The organism is Pseudanabaena sp. UWO311 (genome assembly GCF_006937785.1).
Classification (GTDB): domain Bacteria; phylum Cyanobacteriota; class Cyanobacteriia; order Pseudanabaenales; family Pseudanabaenaceae; genus Pseudanabaena.
In genome coordinates, this window is record NZ_SJEE01000020.1 from 40,110 (window position 1) to 56,222 (window position 16,113).

Annotated in this window: 17 protein-coding genes and 1 tRNA gene; 11 read left to right on the forward strand and 7 right to left on the reverse strand. The window is 41.8% G+C overall.

Features of this window, described 5'->3' with window-relative positions; genetic code table 11:
• The first annotated feature begins 21 nt into the window (after positions 1-21).
• Positions 22-2,253 carry a PhoX family protein gene (locus PseudUWO311_RS15505; protein WP_142656153.1) on the forward strand — a complete coding sequence of 744 codons (2,232 nt, stop codon included), beginning with the start codon at positions 22-24 and terminating at the stop codon, positions 2,251-2,253.
• A gap of 209 nt (positions 2,254-2,462) precedes the next feature.
• Here the strand turns inward: PseudUWO311_RS15505 and PseudUWO311_RS15510 are convergent, their stop codons facing one another.
• Positions 2,463-4,022, reverse strand: a complete 1,560-nt coding sequence (locus PseudUWO311_RS15510) for a mercuric reductase (protein WP_142656154.1) — start codon at positions 4,020-4,022, stop codon at positions 2,463-2,465.
• 614 nt (positions 4,023-4,636) lie between these two features.
• On the opposite strand from PseudUWO311_RS15510, the gene PseudUWO311_RS15515 reads away from it, so the two are divergent.
• Entirely contained in the window at positions 4,637-5,263 is a 627-nt protein-coding gene (locus PseudUWO311_RS15515; RefSeq protein ID WP_142656155.1) for a hypothetical protein, read from the forward strand.
• A gap of 465 nt (positions 5,264-5,728) precedes the next feature.
• Here PseudUWO311_RS15515 and PseudUWO311_RS15520 read toward each other — a convergent pair whose 3' ends face one another.
• The gene (locus PseudUWO311_RS15520; RefSeq protein ID WP_103667372.1) at positions 5,729-6,103 is read right to left on the reverse strand and encodes a DoxX family protein; all 375 of its coding nucleotides are present in this window, start codon (positions 6,101-6,103) and stop codon (positions 5,729-5,731) included.
• A 1-nt stretch (position 6,104) separates the two neighbouring features.
• On the reverse strand, positions 6,105-6,989 hold the full coding sequence (locus PseudUWO311_RS15525) for a DUF72 domain-containing protein (protein ID WP_223807601.1): 885 nt from the start codon (positions 6,987-6,989) through the stop codon (positions 6,105-6,107).
• A 206-nt stretch (positions 6,990-7,195) separates the two neighbouring features.
• Between PseudUWO311_RS15525 and PseudUWO311_RS15530 the strand changes: the two genes are divergently transcribed.
• Entirely contained in the window at positions 7,196-7,768 is a 573-nt protein-coding gene (locus tag PseudUWO311_RS15530) for a phosphate-starvation-inducible PsiE family protein (RefSeq protein WP_142656156.1), read from the forward strand.
• A 220-nt stretch (positions 7,769-7,988) separates the two neighbouring features.
• On the opposite strand, the gene PseudUWO311_RS15535 is transcribed toward PseudUWO311_RS15530, so the two are convergent.
• On the reverse strand, positions 7,989-8,360 hold the full coding sequence (locus PseudUWO311_RS15535; RefSeq protein WP_142656157.1) for a PleD family two-component system response regulator: 372 nt from the start codon (positions 8,358-8,360) through the stop codon (positions 7,989-7,991).
• Between the two features lie 289 nt (positions 8,361-8,649).
• Here PseudUWO311_RS15535 and PseudUWO311_RS15540 point away from each other — a divergent pair, with 289 nt between their 5' ends.
• A complete protein-coding gene (locus PseudUWO311_RS15540) occupies positions 8,650-9,642 on the forward strand; it encodes an ATP-binding cassette domain-containing protein (protein WP_142656158.1) in 993 nt (330 codons plus the stop codon).
• An 80-nt stretch (positions 9,643-9,722) separates the two neighbouring features.
• Here PseudUWO311_RS15540 and PseudUWO311_RS15545 read toward each other — a convergent pair whose 3' ends face one another.
• The 3 genes from PseudUWO311_RS15545 to PseudUWO311_RS24920 form a co-directional block, all read right to left on the reverse strand.
• Positions 9,723-11,123 carry a hypothetical protein gene (locus tag PseudUWO311_RS15545; protein WP_142656159.1) on the reverse strand — a complete coding sequence of 467 codons (1,401 nt, stop codon included), beginning with the start codon at positions 11,121-11,123 and terminating at the stop codon, positions 9,723-9,725.
• A gap of 55 nt (positions 11,124-11,178) precedes the next feature.
• Positions 11,179-11,251: transfer RNA gene (locus PseudUWO311_RS15550), tRNA-Ala, on the reverse strand.
• Positions 11,252-11,396: 145 nt separating this feature from the next.
• A complete protein-coding gene (locus tag PseudUWO311_RS24920; protein WP_142656195.1) occupies positions 11,397-11,501 on the reverse strand; it encodes a DUF4351 domain-containing protein in 105 nt (34 codons plus the stop codon).
• A gap of 423 nt (positions 11,502-11,924) precedes the next feature.
• Between PseudUWO311_RS24920 and PseudUWO311_RS15560 the strand changes: the two genes are divergently transcribed.
• From PseudUWO311_RS15560 to PseudUWO311_RS15590, 7 genes are all read left to right on the forward strand, one after another.
• Positions 11,925-12,107 carry a CsbD family protein gene (locus PseudUWO311_RS15560; RefSeq protein ID WP_142656160.1) on the forward strand — a complete coding sequence of 61 codons (183 nt, stop codon included), beginning with the start codon at positions 11,925-11,927 and terminating at the stop codon, positions 12,105-12,107.
• Positions 12,108-12,219: 112 nt separating this feature from the next.
• Positions 12,220-12,390, forward strand: coding sequence for a 4a-hydroxytetrahydrobiopterin dehydratase (locus PseudUWO311_RS15565; RefSeq protein ID WP_142656161.1), 171 nt, complete (start codon positions 12,220-12,222; stop codon positions 12,388-12,390).
• A 36-nt stretch (positions 12,391-12,426) separates the two neighbouring features.
• On the forward strand, positions 12,427-12,972 hold the full coding sequence (locus PseudUWO311_RS15570; protein ID WP_142656162.1) for a signal transduction histidine kinase (STHK), LytS: 546 nt from the start codon (positions 12,427-12,429) through the stop codon (positions 12,970-12,972).
• 319 nt (positions 12,973-13,291) lie between these two features.
• The gene (locus PseudUWO311_RS15575) at positions 13,292-13,978 is read left to right on the forward strand and encodes a BON domain-containing protein (protein WP_142656163.1); all 687 of its coding nucleotides are present in this window, start codon (positions 13,292-13,294) and stop codon (positions 13,976-13,978) included.
• Between the two features lie 88 nt (positions 13,979-14,066).
• Complete coding sequence (locus tag PseudUWO311_RS15580; protein ID WP_142656164.1) at positions 14,067-14,483, forward strand: hypothetical protein; 417 nt, start codon at positions 14,067-14,069, stop codon at positions 14,481-14,483.
• A 272-nt stretch (positions 14,484-14,755) separates the two neighbouring features.
• The gene (locus PseudUWO311_RS15585) at positions 14,756-15,445 is read left to right on the forward strand and encodes a BON domain-containing protein (RefSeq protein ID WP_142656165.1); all 690 of its coding nucleotides are present in this window, start codon (positions 14,756-14,758) and stop codon (positions 15,443-15,445) included.
• Between the two features lie 85 nt (positions 15,446-15,530).
• Positions 15,531-16,097, forward strand: a complete 567-nt coding sequence (locus PseudUWO311_RS15590) for an HdeD family acid-resistance protein (protein ID WP_142656166.1) — start codon at positions 15,531-15,533, stop codon at positions 16,095-16,097.
• Positions 16,098-16,113 lie beyond the last annotated feature (16 nt).

The following is a 16,113-nucleotide window of genomic DNA, read 5'->3' on the forward strand; positions in this document are numbered from 1 at the left end:
CATCAGGAAATTATTTAAAACATGACCATTAACCGCAGAGATTTCCTAACTTTTATTGGTGGCATTAGTGGAGCGGTGCTACTTGGTGCGTCTCCTCGCGATCGTCAAATCCTCAAATTTTCGATGCCTTTCATGCAACCAGAGGAAGGCAGTGAGGCTTTTGCGGCAACATCCTCCCTGCTGAGCTTCAAGCCAATTAAGGGCGTAATGCCCTTGCTGACAGACATGATTGATCCATCAAAACAGAGTCAGGCTTACAAAAATGCTGAAGTAATTGACGATCTAGTTCTTCCTGAAGGATTTGTCTATGATGTGATCGCAACATGGGGTGATCCCGTTGGAGACTCACGATTTGGCTATAACAATGATTATCTGTCGCTGATTGAAACTAGCGAAAATGAAGGATATCTAACCGTCAATTTTGAGTATATTAGCAACATTCCTTGGGAGCAAGCTTTCACTAAAGTGATCGGCAAGTCTTTACCATTCACTGAAGTTGCCGATCAACTCAAAGCCATGGGTAGCAAAGATATTGATGCTTGGTCATTAGCTGACAATAATCCACTTAAGAACCAAATTAAATTAATTTCCAAAGAAGCATTAATTGATCTTGGTATTGGCGTAATTTCTGTAAAGCGTGATGCTAATGGTAAATGGGAGCGCACTAATTCCAAAGCCGACCGTCGCGTCACAGGGATATCGGGTTTAGAAGATGGTCGCTATCTCAAGGTTACGGGGCCAGCAGCAGAGATTTTCCGTAAGACCAAGGGTTTAGGCTATACCGATAAACTTGGCGATCGCATTATCGGGACATTCAATAACTGTGCTGGCGGCACAACTCCTTGGGGAACAGTGCTTAGTGCTGAAGAGAACTATCAAAATTTTGTACCAGAGGAGGTAATGCCCGATGGAACTTCCTTCTCACCTAGCAAAAAGAAGTTTACCAAATACGACAATGAACTAGTTGGCATTGCTAATGTATTTGGGCTAGCGGGTAATAAGTATGGCTGGATTGTGGAGATCAATCCAGCCAATCCTGATGATTTTGGCACTAAGCATACTTGGTTAGGACGCTATCGCCATGAAGCCGTGGGTATTCGTGCCGAAGCGGGTAAGCCTTTAGTATTTTATTCTGGCTGCGATCGCCGTGGTGGACATCTCTATAAATTTGTAAGTAAAGGTGTTGTTACCGATCCGAAAGACAAAGCAAATTCTAAGCTTTTAGAAACGGGAATGCTTTATGCCGCCAAGTTTAATGCCGATGGGACGGGTAGCTGGATTGCCCTAAATACACTAACCCCAATCAATCCTCACAAAATTGATGTCCTCGCAGGAAAAATGTTGCCTCTCCCTAAACGTCCCGAAGGTGGAATTTTTAATGCAACTAAGGAAGATGAGGTTACGAAATTTAAATCTAAATTCAAAACCTTGGGAGATCTATACAGTGGCAGCGATCGCGAGAAGCAAGGGGCGATTTTAATCGATGCCCATTATGCAGCTAATGCCGTCGGCGCAACCTGTACAGCAAGACCTGAAGATACCGAAGTGGCAACAGATGGCTCTTTATTTATTACCTTTACTTCTGGTTCTGCCAGTGACACCGATGGAAGTCCAGATTTGCGCATCTTTAAGGGTAAAGATGGCAAAGTATACGAATATGGCTGGATCATGCGTTTAAATGAAGAAAGCAATCAGCCTGAGGCAATGAACTTCCAATGGTCAATGGTTGCGACAGGTGGGGAACCAACCGAAGGAGGTCTTGGTTTTGCGAATCCTGATAACCTAGCGATCGATCGTGGCGGACATCTTTGGATGGTTACTGATATGTCCTCTGACAAATACAACCGTGCTATTCCCAGTCGGCAAGACAAATCTGGAAAGCCTGTCAGTCAATCAGATTTACGCGGACTTTATGGCAATAGTTCGATTTGGTTTTTGCCAACCTCTGGTGCAGATATTGGCAAAGCATTTCTATTTGGATTTGGCCCAATCGAATGCGAAACCACAGGTCAATTCTTCTCTAGCGATCAGCAGACACTTTTTCTATCGGTGCAGCACCCAGGAGAAATCAATGGTACTCGCAAGAACATGACATTTGAATCCCGTAAATTTGCGATGAGAACTACTAATGGCAAAGAGTTTATACAAACCCGAAAAGTGCCCATTGGCTCCAATTGGCCGACACTAAAGCCAAATGATCCACCTAAGCCTGCGGTAGTAGCCATTCGTAAAATCAATAACAGCGCTATCTAATACCAAAACACAAAATGGCTACGCCATTTTGTGTTTTTAAAACCCTTATAGGGTTTGGTTTTTAATTCACGAAAGTGTAGCCACACTTTCGTGAATTGGTATAAAATGACAGAACTAAGCGCTCAAAAGTGATGGGAAGGTATTCATTCAAATCATTTATAGTTCATGAATGGCGGTGCTGTGCATCGCCATTCATCATTTTAAAGTTGTTAACTAAATTTAGTTAACAACTTTAAAAATGACTGTGTGCGTGGAGTCAGCAAAGTTTTACGATAGGCATCGGCAGCTTTTTTGATCGCATCTGCTTGAGTAGGATAGGAATGGATCACGCCAGAAAGTGCATTTAAGCCCTGCTTTGTGGCGATCGCTAAAGTGATTTCGCTAATCATTTCGCCAGCATGACGTGCCACAATTGTGGCTCCAAGAATCCGATCTGATCCACGCTGATGCAAGATTTTGACAAACCCTTCCGTTTCTCCATCATAAATAGCGCGATCGACGGAAGAGAAAGGAATTTTAATCTCACTGGTTTCTAAACCTTTCGCTTTCGCTTCTTCGGCATATAAGCCCACATGGGCGATTTCGGGATCAGTATAAGTCACCCAAGGCATTACCAAATCACTGAGTTTGCTTTTGCCCAAACCAAAGGGAGCAAATAATGTGTTTTTAATCACGATTCTCGCGGCGGCATCAGCGGCATGGGTAAATTTCCAATTCATGCAAATATCTCCTGCGGCAAAAATCCGTGGGTTCGTAGTCTGGAGATAATCATTCACGATTACGCCGCGCCGCTTGTCGTAGTCTACGCCCACTGCTTCCAGATTCAATCCCACATTTGGCGATCGCCCTGCACCAACCAGAATTTCATCGACTTCAATTTGATTTACAGTTCCATTTTGCTTGTAATGGATGACTTTCCCATTGTCAGTTTTTTCAACTTTGGCGATCGCACAATCAAGCACTAAATTCAATCCCTCGCGGATAAATTTTTGCTGGACAATTTCCGCTGCGTCAGCATCTTCGCGATCGAGTAAATGCGGATTTTTATGCAGTAATGTCACTTCACAGCCTAAGCGGTAAAAAGCTTGGGCTAATTCACAACCAATGGGACCACCGCCGATCACCGCCAATCTTTTAGGGCGATCGGTCAACGAAAATACAGTCTCATTGGTTAAATATCCAGCTTCGGTCAGTCCAGCAATTTGAGGATCGGCAGCCCTTGCACCTGTGGCAATTACGGCTTTTTTAAAGCGTAGTTGTATATTATTAACTGCGATCGCCTTCTCATTAATAAATTCTGCTGAACCAAGAAATACATCCACGCCGAGATTGCGAAATCGCTCGGCGGAGTCATGGTGACTAATCCCCGCACGGATTTTGCGCATTCTTTCCATTACTGCGGCAAAGTCAATATCAATATGGTTGGGTGGATTAATGCCAAAGGGAGCCGAGTCAAACATATCCGCAACAACTCGAGACGAACGAATTACACATTTAGAAGGAACGCATCCGACATTTAGGCAATCACCACCCATCAAGTTTTTCTCAATCAAGGCAACTTTTAATCCCAAGCCTAAACCTGCCGCCCCTGCCGCTACTACCAATCCCGCCGTTCCTGCACCAATTACAACCAAGTCGTAAATAGCGGCTGGTTGAGGATTTACCCAATCTAGAGGATGTACGTTTGCGATCAAATCACGATTATAGGCATCCACAGGCTGAATGAAATCTTCATAGCGATCGCTTGAATATGCTTGGGATTGAGTCATGATTTGATACTGTTGATTAAATTAAGTAAAACGAATCAATAAACTTGTGAAAAGTGTCGCTAAGTAACACTTTTCACAAGTTTATTGATTCAGGTTTGAGCGCAAAATGCTGTAGTTCAAGTATAAGCACAGGATAAAAAATCAAAAAATAGAACGCTAAATCAGCATAAAAGTTTTATCCAGTAACTATTTTAGGCTTGGAAGCTAAAATAGTTACTGGGAGGGCATTTCAGGTTTTTTGTCCTGTACTTAGATTTTTCATTTAAGAACTAAGCGCGTTGTAAAGTCAGTCCAGAACTAATCTGGATTTTAGTAGTATATTGAGAATAAATTGACGTAAGCAATGCAAATTGTGAAAATTTGTGACGCTGCTGGTAAAAGCAAGTGCTTAATATAGGTAAAATCATGAGGAATAAATTTTAAAATACGAGATTTTAAAATTTATTCAATAGATATAGGGTTTTGCGGTAGTTTGAGGTTAGATCGATGTTTTGTGCCGCATTTGCGTATGAATCATAAGTTAGATTTACCATGAGGCTGGCAACAATACCTGATCAGATAAAGTGATACAGATTCCAAATCTTCTTTATAGTTGCCTTGCAAGTATTCAATACATGAATCCATCTGCTATACAAAATTTGCTTGACGAATCCAAATTGCTGCATGATCATGCACTAAATGACAAACAATACACTATTCCTGCATTTATTAGTAGTTGGATAGCATGGGAAGCTTTACGCACACGCTTTATAAGAGTTGTTATTCACCATAAAGGATGGCTTCTGAAAGATGCTGATAGCGTCTTGGCCAAGAAAAGAATCAGTAGCATGTCAGCGACTGAATCTGTAATATTAGGTCTAGGGTTGAAGCACCCTCATCAATGGTCTAAGAAGTCAGCAAAAGGCTGGAAAGCGCTAGCTGAGATTGAGCCATTGCGTCACAGACTTATTCATGGCTTTAAGGCTATGGATCCAATAAGAGTTCAAGCAGCTACAAAGGTAGTAATCTGCTCAGTCTCAAATCATGACTGGCTTTCGACTATTCCTATTGTTGATGCATCCAAGGAAAAAGACCGAATTGTTGTGGGTTCACTGCTTAAGCACAAGCGGTCGTCGAAAACAACTCATAATCGCTGCATACAAGAATTGGCTGATATTATGAATGTCGATCTAAACAAGGTTACAAAGCCTCTGCCAAGCCTTGATCGTCTTGAGGATATGCTTAAGGTTTTTATATCTTGAAGGAATATTTGGTATTGTGAGCAACCATGCAATATCTAACAAGCGCGTGCACTCGGAACGGATATAGACGCTATCGGTTATGATGCAAATATTGTTGCCGTCCGCTGACGCGCAAGCCGTTATACCGAATCGAAACGCCCGTTAAAGCTGTCTTTTGTTAGCCGAAAATAGGCAAGCAAAAATGGTTGACTTCGTTGATTAGTTCCGAAAGGTTATTGGCGATCGCAAAGTCAAATAATAGCACTGTTGGATAATAACGACTAGAATCGCTGAAACCCTCACAGAGAAAAGCTTTCAAGCCTTTTGATTAAATGTCCTTGAAACTTTTGCCCAGACTAGGTTACAAAACTTTTTGATTGCCCAACAGGGCTAATTATTAAGCAATCGCCAATAATTGATCACTTTTATTGCTAAGCACTAAGTACGAGACAAAAAGATTTGAGAAGCGATACAAAGTATCGCTTCTCAAATCTTCTTGGTGTACCACCAAGCCCAAGCGATGAGGACTGCTTGCAATGGCAACCGCCCCCATCGTAATAAGTCTGAGTCGGGAATTCCATCCATTTGAATACGATTAACTGCCATGTTGATATTGGCAGGAAATACAGCAATGAATAGGGCGATCAATCCCCATGCTGCGGCTTGACTGACTGGGGGAACTAACAAGCCAACTCCACCTAAAATTTCAAATACGCCACTAATGTAAACCAAAGCTAAAGGATAAGGTAAAAAAGAAGGAACGATCTTCACAAATGGATCGGGCGTTACCCAGTGAAGTGTCCCTGCGGTAATCATGAATATCGCAAGCAAGACCCGTAAAACTGATTTAATTGTGAGCATATCAAAATAGTGTTAATTGTTGCGGTGGCGGAGTTAGATCATTCCAAGGCAATGCTGGCACTGGAACATTTGCTTTTTCTAACATTTCCTGAAAATATTTAGCATTGTGTGGCGATCGCTCTTCGATTGGACAATGCATAAAAAAATAAATTTGGGTTCCATTTGCTAACCAGTCTTGCAAATAGGTCATCCATTCTTGCCAAAAACGAACATTTAAATCGCGATCTGGATGGCTAACAAAACGGACAATGCTAAAGGGTGCTGTCACCACAGGTTGCAAAGGTAAATTGGGCTTGCGCCTTTCCTGCTGCACAGGGATCGACAATGCGCGATCAATTTCCGCACCTAAGGGTAGATCGTATATTGGTCGAGAATCGAGTAAGACTCTACCAATACCTAGATTTTGCAATAAAACATTGAGGCGATCGCGATGGGGCGCTTTAAACCAATCCCCATGACGTACTTCCAGCGCAATTTGATAGTTTTTTGTCGGCAAAGCTCTGAGAAAACTTTCTAAATCAACAAAATTAACTGGGCTATAGCTCGGTGGCAGTTGGACAAATAGCACACCTAAGCGATCGCCAAATCCAGACATTAAACCTAAAAAATGTAGTGCCTGATCCAGATATGGCAATAGCAAACCATTATGGGTTAACTGTTTTGGAAACTTTGGGCAAAACTTAAAATTTGCGGGCGTATCCTTTGCCCAGCGCTCAACAGTCTGGAGATCGGGGATCACATAAAAAGTTGAATTTACCTCGACGGTTGCTAGGCGATCGCTATAGAGCTGCAAAAATTCCGTTGAGCGACTACCCCTAGGATAAAAATCTCCAACCCAACCTTTATAAGCCCAAACCGCACAACCTAAATAAAACTTCAAGTCCATATTTCTGTAACCGAGAGAAGCGCAAGCTTTCTTTAATTCTAAACGGCTTCAGAGATTGAGCCCCCAATGAGCGCAATCTCCCCAAAAAACTGATCTCATAAGTGAATCTGCCCTGCAGTATATGAATATCTGATAATAAGCTGATTGTTCTATAAGAATAAACTATGCTAATTTATGTCAAAGTTTCTTAATCAAGGGAATCAAATATGCCGCATTCAGTTGACTTAGATAAAGAGCAGACAACCATTCCTTTGAATGGCGTGGAATCAAATACGCAGCATTTAGTTGATTCAGATAAAGATCAGACAATCACTTCATGGGATGGCAAAACTCTGCGTAGTCGAATTGTCAAAACTTTGGAGCTGGTGCAAGACGCGATCGCGATCTCTCTTTGTATTGGACTGTTTTGCGTCATGGTGTTGCAACTTAAAGAGATTTTTCAATCATTATTAACCACTCTGCACTTTCATGACATAACAGCAGATATTTTATTTATCCTCATTTTAGTGGAATTATTTCGGCTATTAATTATTTATCTTCAAGAACAGCGAGTTTCCATAGGGGTTTCCGTAGAAGTTACTATCGTTTCGGTATTGCGAGAAGTGATTGTTAAAGGGTTGCTAGAGGTCGAATGGAAGCAAGTCATGGCTACCTGTGCATTTTTAATTGCGCTAGCCCTACTATTAGTAGTTCGGGTTTGGCTGCCACCCACATTTGAAGGAGTTGATCCCCAACAAATAGCCTCCGCACGACGCAAGGACAAAAAAATAACAGAATGAAATATAAAGGGGCGCGTTGCGCCCCTTTATATTTCATTCCAGCAATTCTAAATTATGAAACCTATTTTGGGTTTTCAGTGCCTGCGGCGCTGAAAACCCAAAATAGGTTTTGATGTAAGTCCGCCATTGGTGGACTTGCATCAAAACCTATTTTTATAATGAGCATTGCTAGTTTCATTTTGTAAAAGAAAAGAGGGGCGCATTGCACCCCTCCTTTCTTTTACTTGACTTGGCTAAGTAACTGCTTAATTGTTTTGATTAATTCAGGTGGATGATAGGGCTTAGTTAAGTAAGCATCTGCCCCCTGCTTCATGCCCCAGTACTTATCAAACTCCTCACTTTTGGTTGTACACATAATTACGGGTACATTCTTCGTAGAGGCATTATTTTTGATCCAACGGCATAACTCATAACCATTCATTTGAGGCATGACCACATCAGTAACAACGAGATCAGGAGTTAAAGCTTTGAGCTTTTCAACTGCCTCAGCACCGTTATTGGCTTCCGTAACTTCTATACCATGTTGCTTTAAATGTGCTGAGACCATCTCCAACACCATCGGACTATCGTCCACTACGAGGACTTTTACCATGACTGCTTTCCTTGTTTTCCAGTTGTGCGTTAGCGAAAATCGTTATCAAAACTCAATAACCTTGAATATTAAGCCAGTTTAGAACGATCAATTGCTACTGCAATCATAAAATTTCTAAAACCTTAAAAGTAAGATAAGGTTAAGAATATTGCCTAATCAACATTAACTGTTTTTTTGATTGTGTCTTTACAGAATTGTTGACTCAACTCTATTTAATCAATGAATAATACCAACGTTTGTTAATTGATATTGTTGACAGTATATCAGAATGCATCTTGGTTAGAGTGCTATGGCAATGGTTACAGTTGAAGGTTTGAGCAAAATTTATAATATTGCGGTCAAAGATGCGGGAATAGTTGGCACTCTCAAACACTTTTGGCATCGTCAATATCGGGCGATCGCTGCGGTTAAAGATATTTCCTTCGCGATCGCATCTGGTGAAATGGTTGGATTTTTGGGGCCAAATGGGGCAGGCAAAACGACAACGCTGAAAATGCTAACGGGCTTAATCCATCCTTCATCGGGGTATGTCCAAGTAGCAGGACATATCCCCTTTCAGCGAGATAATAGTTTTTTACAAAAAATCACCTTAGTCATGGGGCAGAAACAACAATTAATTTGGGATCTGCCAGCCCTAGATTCTTTAAAAATGAATGCGGCGGTGTACGACATTCCTGACAAATTATTTAAGCATCGCCTCGGTGAACTGACAGAGATGCTATCGCTGGAAGGAAAGCTCTCGCAGCCTATGCGCAAGCTCTCTCTCGGTGAGCGCATGAAGGCAGAACTACTAGCGGCTTTGTTGCATCAGCCGCAAGTTTTGTTTTTAGATGAGCCAACCTTAGGCTTAGATGTGAATGCTCAAGCGAGTGTACGAGAATTTTTGCGGGAATATAATCAGCGATACCAAGCGACGATTATATTGACAAGTCACTATATGGCAGACATTACGGCTTTATGTAAGCGGGTGTTGCTGATCCATGAAGGTGGACTAATCTACGATGGCAGTCTCGAAGGTCTGCATAATAATTTTGCGCCCTATCGAGAGGTGCGCGTTGAGCTATCCCACCCAATTACCGATCGCGAAGGTTTACAGAAATATGGTCAAATCTTAAATATTGATGGTCAAGCAGTTTGTTTTTTAGTGCCGCGAGAAAAATTGACTAAGGTGGTTTCACAAATTCTTGCCGAATTAGAGATTCTTGATTTATCGGTAAATGAACCTGCGATCGAAGAAGTAATCGGTCGTGTTTTCCGCGCTGGTAGTGTCGAGCAGAACTAATTACAACCATGCGAAGCATGGTTGTAATTGATCACAAAAAAGCAAAGCATCTGCTACACAGGCACTTTGCTTTTTTGTGATCAATTTTTTGCGTTGGGATCTAGATATTTAGCAACTTCAGCAATTGTCACTGGCTCATTTGATGGACTGGGGACATCTACAACGATTAAATAGCCATCAATTTTGCCTTTACCTACCATATTTAAAGCATTGAGAATTTTTGGCATATCAGCTTTGAGCAAACTACCGCGATCGTCATAAATTTCTAGAGCTGATAAGCAGCCAAGAGTAGCATTCCAATCAAAGTTTTTTTGGTTAACCACTGCGGGTTTGTTACGGAAAAAGTCGATCGCAGCGCCACTGCCATGAATCCGAAACAGCGATCGCCCCATCGCTCCTGCTAAATAAGCTTGCTGGATTGGTTCATAATTGCGCCATGTGGGAGGTAAAAGTGTTTGATAGGCTTGCAAATCACCTGAAAATTTACCTTTTTGTTGTGGTAAGAAAGCATTCACGCCATCCTCAAAGGGTAAAAATAAATTTACCAGCGAAAACTGTCCATAGGCGTGAAACACTTCATCATCTGGTTGTCGAGAAATGCCCTCCATGCGATAAATTCCCTGTGGAGTGCGTCCATTACTAAAATTCCAATCGAGATTATGAATAGACTGAAGTAGTAACGGTGCTGACCATAGTTGTTTATTTTGTCTAACAAATTGCCCTTGGCGATCCTTTAAAACTGATAAGCATAAAATATCGCGATTAGGACGGCAAAGAACATACATATGCGCCTGCTGTGGCGCGATTTGCCATGTCAATAAATCTGTGAGATTGGGAATTGGTATTTTTTTTGCAAGTTGGCGATCGCTTTGAATATTTTTGATCGTAGTTCGCAGATGGAGATCCTCCGACCAGTTAGGAAAACGTTGCTGCACCTTGATTTGTAGTTTATCGATTTGGCTTTGGGAGATATTTGCCGATGGATAAACGGCTGACTTCGCGATCGCGGCAAGGGAAATCGCCACCCATTGTGGGTCATCACTATAGTCAATAGTGCGTAAAAAATGCGGCTTGAGCTTGCCATAAACCGCAGGTTTGAGAGTATAAAGCTGGGTGGCAACTTGGATCGCCGTATCAATAATTCCTTTTTGAGGATCGGTGAGGTTTGCGGCTGTGGTCAACTGCAAAACCTTTTCTAAGGCTTGCAGTGCATAGTCTTGTTCGGGTGCTAAAACGCCGATCGCCCATAGGGATTCTTGCCAATGCGAGGCATTGCTTTCAGTGAGAGGATATTTCTTAAGATCAAATCTGCTAGGATTCGCTTTCTGCTGTTGGTCAAATATCTGGGCATCCCTAGCGCTCGCTGTGGCTTTAGGCTGGTAAGCGCGGATCGGTGGAGTTTGCGCTTTAACTGGTTGGAGCGGTGCAGCAACAAAAAAAGCGATCGCTGCCACAGCAGCACTAGACATGGATTGATACATAATTTCTTGTCAAAAGAAAATAGGGAAAGCACAAAGTGCTTTCCCTATTTTAGTATGGAGCTAAGCGGATTCGAACCGCTGGCCCTCTCAATGCCATTGAGATGCGCTACCAACTGCGCTATAGCCCCAAAATTAGCTAATTTATTAGCTTGTCTATAATCGCTCAAATTGAGATGTATGTCAAATGCGATCGGGAAAAGTTTATTGATTTAGGTGCGATCGCAAAATGCTGTCAGTAAATATTTGGATACTGTTGTCTTTATCTATCGTTACTTATGAATTTTGAGGAGCTGACGACTGATATTTCAACCAAGTATTCAGGCTAGCGACAGGTTCAAAATCAAATATTGCTTCGGCTAAATTTTCTAAAACTGCAATTCAATTTTTAGTCTAATTTTGCCAAGCTGCCATCCCTGTTGTTGATAAGTATTTCGCATTTTGTCAATTCAGTAAGTCTTGTCTTCTTTTTGATCGGACTCTTTACAGGCAAAAATATTGACAAGATGGTAGTGAAGTTAGATTAAGAGACAAGATTGGCGGCGTGAAGAGCCGCCAATCTCAATATCTTTTAGATGAAGGTTTGTATCTTATTCAATCAATTCACGCAGGAAATCAAGCGATCGCCTGTCACAGTAGCTCCATACAGCAAATTCTGATCAAACGAACCACAAGAAGTTTTTTAAAAGTGTTACCCCACAACAATTTTTTAAAATTTCTTAGATCGGATTTGGTTGAAAAGCGATGTAAGCCAGAGTTGTTAATTCATCTCTGGTAAATATTTCTCAAATTAAGGAGTACATCATGAGTTTAGAAAATAGAGCTAAAGCGGCTGCTAAAAATGTGGAAGGCAAAGTGCAAGAAGCAGTTGGCGATCTGACTGGCAATACCAAAGATAAGGTTCAGGGTAAGGCAAAACAGGCTGAGGCAAATGTGCGTAATGCTGCTGAAGATGTCAAAGATGAAGTAAAAAAAGCTATTGACTAATTGGTTGAGTAGGGGCAATTCATGAATTGCCTCTACTATGAAATGCAATTCTTAAGCCATTTTGGAGTAAGCCCTAACTTAGTTTAAATCCATTACACCCTATTTATTTCCTATGCCTAAAACAAAATTGACAGACAAAGAGATTACGGCAGCGATCGCAAAACTACCTGAGTGGAAAGTGGTTGATGGGAAGTTAAATAAATCTTTCAAGTTTGATAGCTTTGTTGATGCTTTTACCTTTATGACCAAAGTCGCAATGGAAATAAGCATGGTGCGCAGATAAGAGAAGAACGCAAGGAATTACATAAGGAAATTTAGAATGGCGTTAAAACATAAAAATGCGATCGGTATATTTCCCGATCGCCAAAGTGTTGAGTCAGCGATCGCGCAACTCAGAGAGACTGAATTCCCAATGAATAAAGTTTCGGTTGTTGTCGAGCATCTTAACCCAACAGACCCAACCATCGGAGGCTTAATAGAGCCAGTCGTCCAATCTGAGAAACAGTTCGCCCGCGATCGCACTAGCACTCAAATCGGACATGGTGCTTTAGATGCTGGTGCTTTGGGAGGCGTTGTCGGTGGTGTAGTCGCAGGACTCTCAACTCTAGCATTTCCCGCAGGCGGAGGGGCAGTCTTATTAGTGGGAATGGCAACAGGAGCCTTTTATGGTGCTTTATCAGGTGGATTGCTAGGAGGTGCGATCGGTGCTGGCATTTCAGAAGAGCAGTCTAAACATTACAGCAATCTTTTAGTACAAGGAAACTACCTAGTGGCGATCGAAGGAACTGATACTGAAATTGATCGTGCTGAGTCGATTCTAAAAACTAAGAATATTCAAGATTGGATAACTTTTGAAAAGTTCTAGTTAATACCAAAACACAAAATGGCTATGCCATTTTGTGTTTTTAAAACTCTTACAGGGTTTGCTTTTTAATTCATAGAAGTGTTGCCACACTTTTGTGAATCGGTATAAGATTTACGCAAAAGAATGGGAAAGAGCGATTCATGAATTACCCCTACGATAAAATTAGGCTCTCAGGGCATTTTTGTGTAAATCCAATCTTGTAAAGATTCATTAGATTTTTGTACAATCCATTCAAGTTATACGTTAAACGAACAGGATCTCAAACGGCACAATGAGAAGCTAGCCAATGTAAACGGATTAAAACGTTACGCAAAAAAATATGCCAACTCTTATCGCAGAAAAGACTGATATTGAAATCAAAACTGATGTGCTTGCTGAACTCAAATATGAGCCAAGTGTAAAGGTTACCGATATCGGGGTCTTGGTAAAAGATGGAACTGTGACACTCAATGGCTATGCGACTAGCGCAGCTGAAAAGTGGGAGGCTGTTCGGGCGACTAAACGGGTTGTTGGTGTTAAAGCGATCGCCGATGACATTGAAGTCAAACTTCACGAAACCTTTATTAACACTGACTCAGACATTGCTGCTGCTGCGATCCATCATATTGACTGGTTCACGACAATTCCTAGAGGCACTGTAAAAGTGACGGTTCGGAATGGTTGGATTACTCTTGATGGTGAGGTGGAATGGCAATATCTCAAGATTGCTGCTGGACATTTCCTACATCATTTGTCGGGAGTGAAAGGCGTATCTAACGAGATCTCGATCAAACCTAGATTGTCAGTAACAGAAGTCGCCACAGGCATTAAATCAGCATTCAAGCGTAGTGCTATGCTCGATGCCAATAAGATCCAAATCGATGTTGTTGGCAGCAAGGTGACACTAAAAGGTAAGGTTCGCAACTATGCCGAGATGGAAGAAGCAGAACGAGCGGTTTGGGCTGCATCGGGCGTACTAACAGTGGATAATCAGCTATCTGTGCAGTGGTTTGGGTACGATGCTTAGAACGGAATGAGATAAATGGCGCGAAGCACCATTTATCTCATTCAACGGTTTTAGAAAAACTCGATTAATAATCAATCAGGAAATGACCATGAGTACTACAGTTGACAACTTCACGAAAAAGCTTCATGACAATTTGGAGGTAGTTGAAGAGCGCGTGAAATCGCTAAGAGACAGCCTTCAATCTGTGCCGAAAAAGACTCGACATGAGATTCAATCTAAACTTGATGAGGCGAAAGCAACACTAAACTCCAAGAAACATGAATTCGATGAATACCGAGCCAAGCTCAAAACTCAATTTGAGGAAAAGGAATCTGAGTTGAAGTCGGATGTCGAGGAATGGAAGTCGAGTCGGAAGGTGAAAAAGCTCGAACATCGGGCTGAAAAGGCTGAAGACTATGCCGTTACTGCGATCGCTTTGTCTGTAGCGACAATAGAAGAAGCTGAAGAAGCAACTTTGTCAGCGATCGCTGCCAGACTAGATGCCGAGACTGCTTCAAAGACATAGTCTATAGCGATTTTCTGTTGAGTTTGGCTCAAAAAATGTACGAGAAGCTTAAAAATTTCTCGTACATTTTTTGTTTTGCAGTTTCGGTATAGAGGTCATTTGAAAATCGCAATAAGCTATGCAGCGCGAAGCGCTGCATAGCTTATTGCGTAAAGATTTCCTTTGTATTCAAGCAATCAATTTAATTTATACGTTACTTAATCACGATATCAATCATTGAAATGTGATGCTAGTGATTGTAAACAGATCATGCAAAACGTTAAGAGAAATAAATGACCACACTTCTCTCTATTCAAAAAACTGACACTGATCTCAAGACAGATGTGCTTGCTGAACTCAAATATGAGCCGAGTGTCAAGGTCACAGACATTGGTGTTTTAGTCAAAGATGGAACGGTGACTCTCAATGGCTATGCAACAAGCTCTAACGAGAAATGGCAAGCTGTGCAAGCGACTAGACGGGTTGCTGGGGTAAAGGCGATCGCGGATAACATCATAGTTAATTTGCCAAGTTCTTCGCTTCATACAGATGGAGACATCGCTACGGCAGCTGCGCACCACATCGACTGGTTCACGTCAATTCCGAGGGGAACCATTAAGGTAACGGTTAGTGATGCTTGGGTCACACTTGAAGGTGAAGTCGAGTGGCAATACCTAAAGACTTCTGCTGAAAACTACCTGTATAACCTTTTGGGAGTTAAAGGAGTGTCTAATCTGATCACTGTCAAGTCAAGATTGAAGGCAACTGACATTAACAATGACATTAGATCTGCCTTCAAACGTAATGCGCTTTTAGATGCGAACAAGATCCGTGTTGAAACCTCTGGGAATAAGGTCACATTGCATGGCAAGGTTCGGAACTATGCCGAGCTAGACGAAGCCGAACGAGTTGCTTGGGGCGCACCAGGAGTGCATTCTGTGGACAATCAGCTCAAGGTGGAATGGTGTAGATATGAATCGTAATGATAGGGGCAGCGCAAAGCGCTACCCCTAACCCTAAAATCCTTAGCATTACCGAATAGAATAACCTAGTCGAGAGAGATTCAACATGAGCATTACTGAATACGATGATACTGAGGAGCAAGTTGTTGGCTCTCAATGGATAACAGCGATCGCGATCGTGATGATCGTGTTGGGTATTATTGCGATCGTATTTCCCTTCTTCGCTACCATCGCTTCAACCGTTCTATTCGGGTTCTTATTTATCCTTGCTGGAATTTCCCAAATCGCTTATGCCTTTCAATCTAGAGGTGCAGGTCAATTCCTCTGGAAAACAATTCTAGGGCTGTTGTATCTCCTGTCTGGAATTTTCGTCATGTTAAATCCGCGTGAAGGAGCAATTGCTTTTACGATAGTGCTTGGCATTACCATCTTCTTGCAAGGCATCATTCAGGTATCGCTCGCTTTTCAAATGCGTTGGATCTCTTCTAATTGGGGATGGATGCTTATGAGTGGACTCATGGGCATCATTTTCGGTATTTATATTTGGTCTAGTTCTCCGCTTCATGCCGTTTGGTTCATTGGCACTCTAATTGGAATTAATCTTTTATTTGATGGAATTTGGATGTTAACTCTACATTCAGGCGAGAAGATTACTATTTCACATGATACATGAGTAAGAAGGCTATATT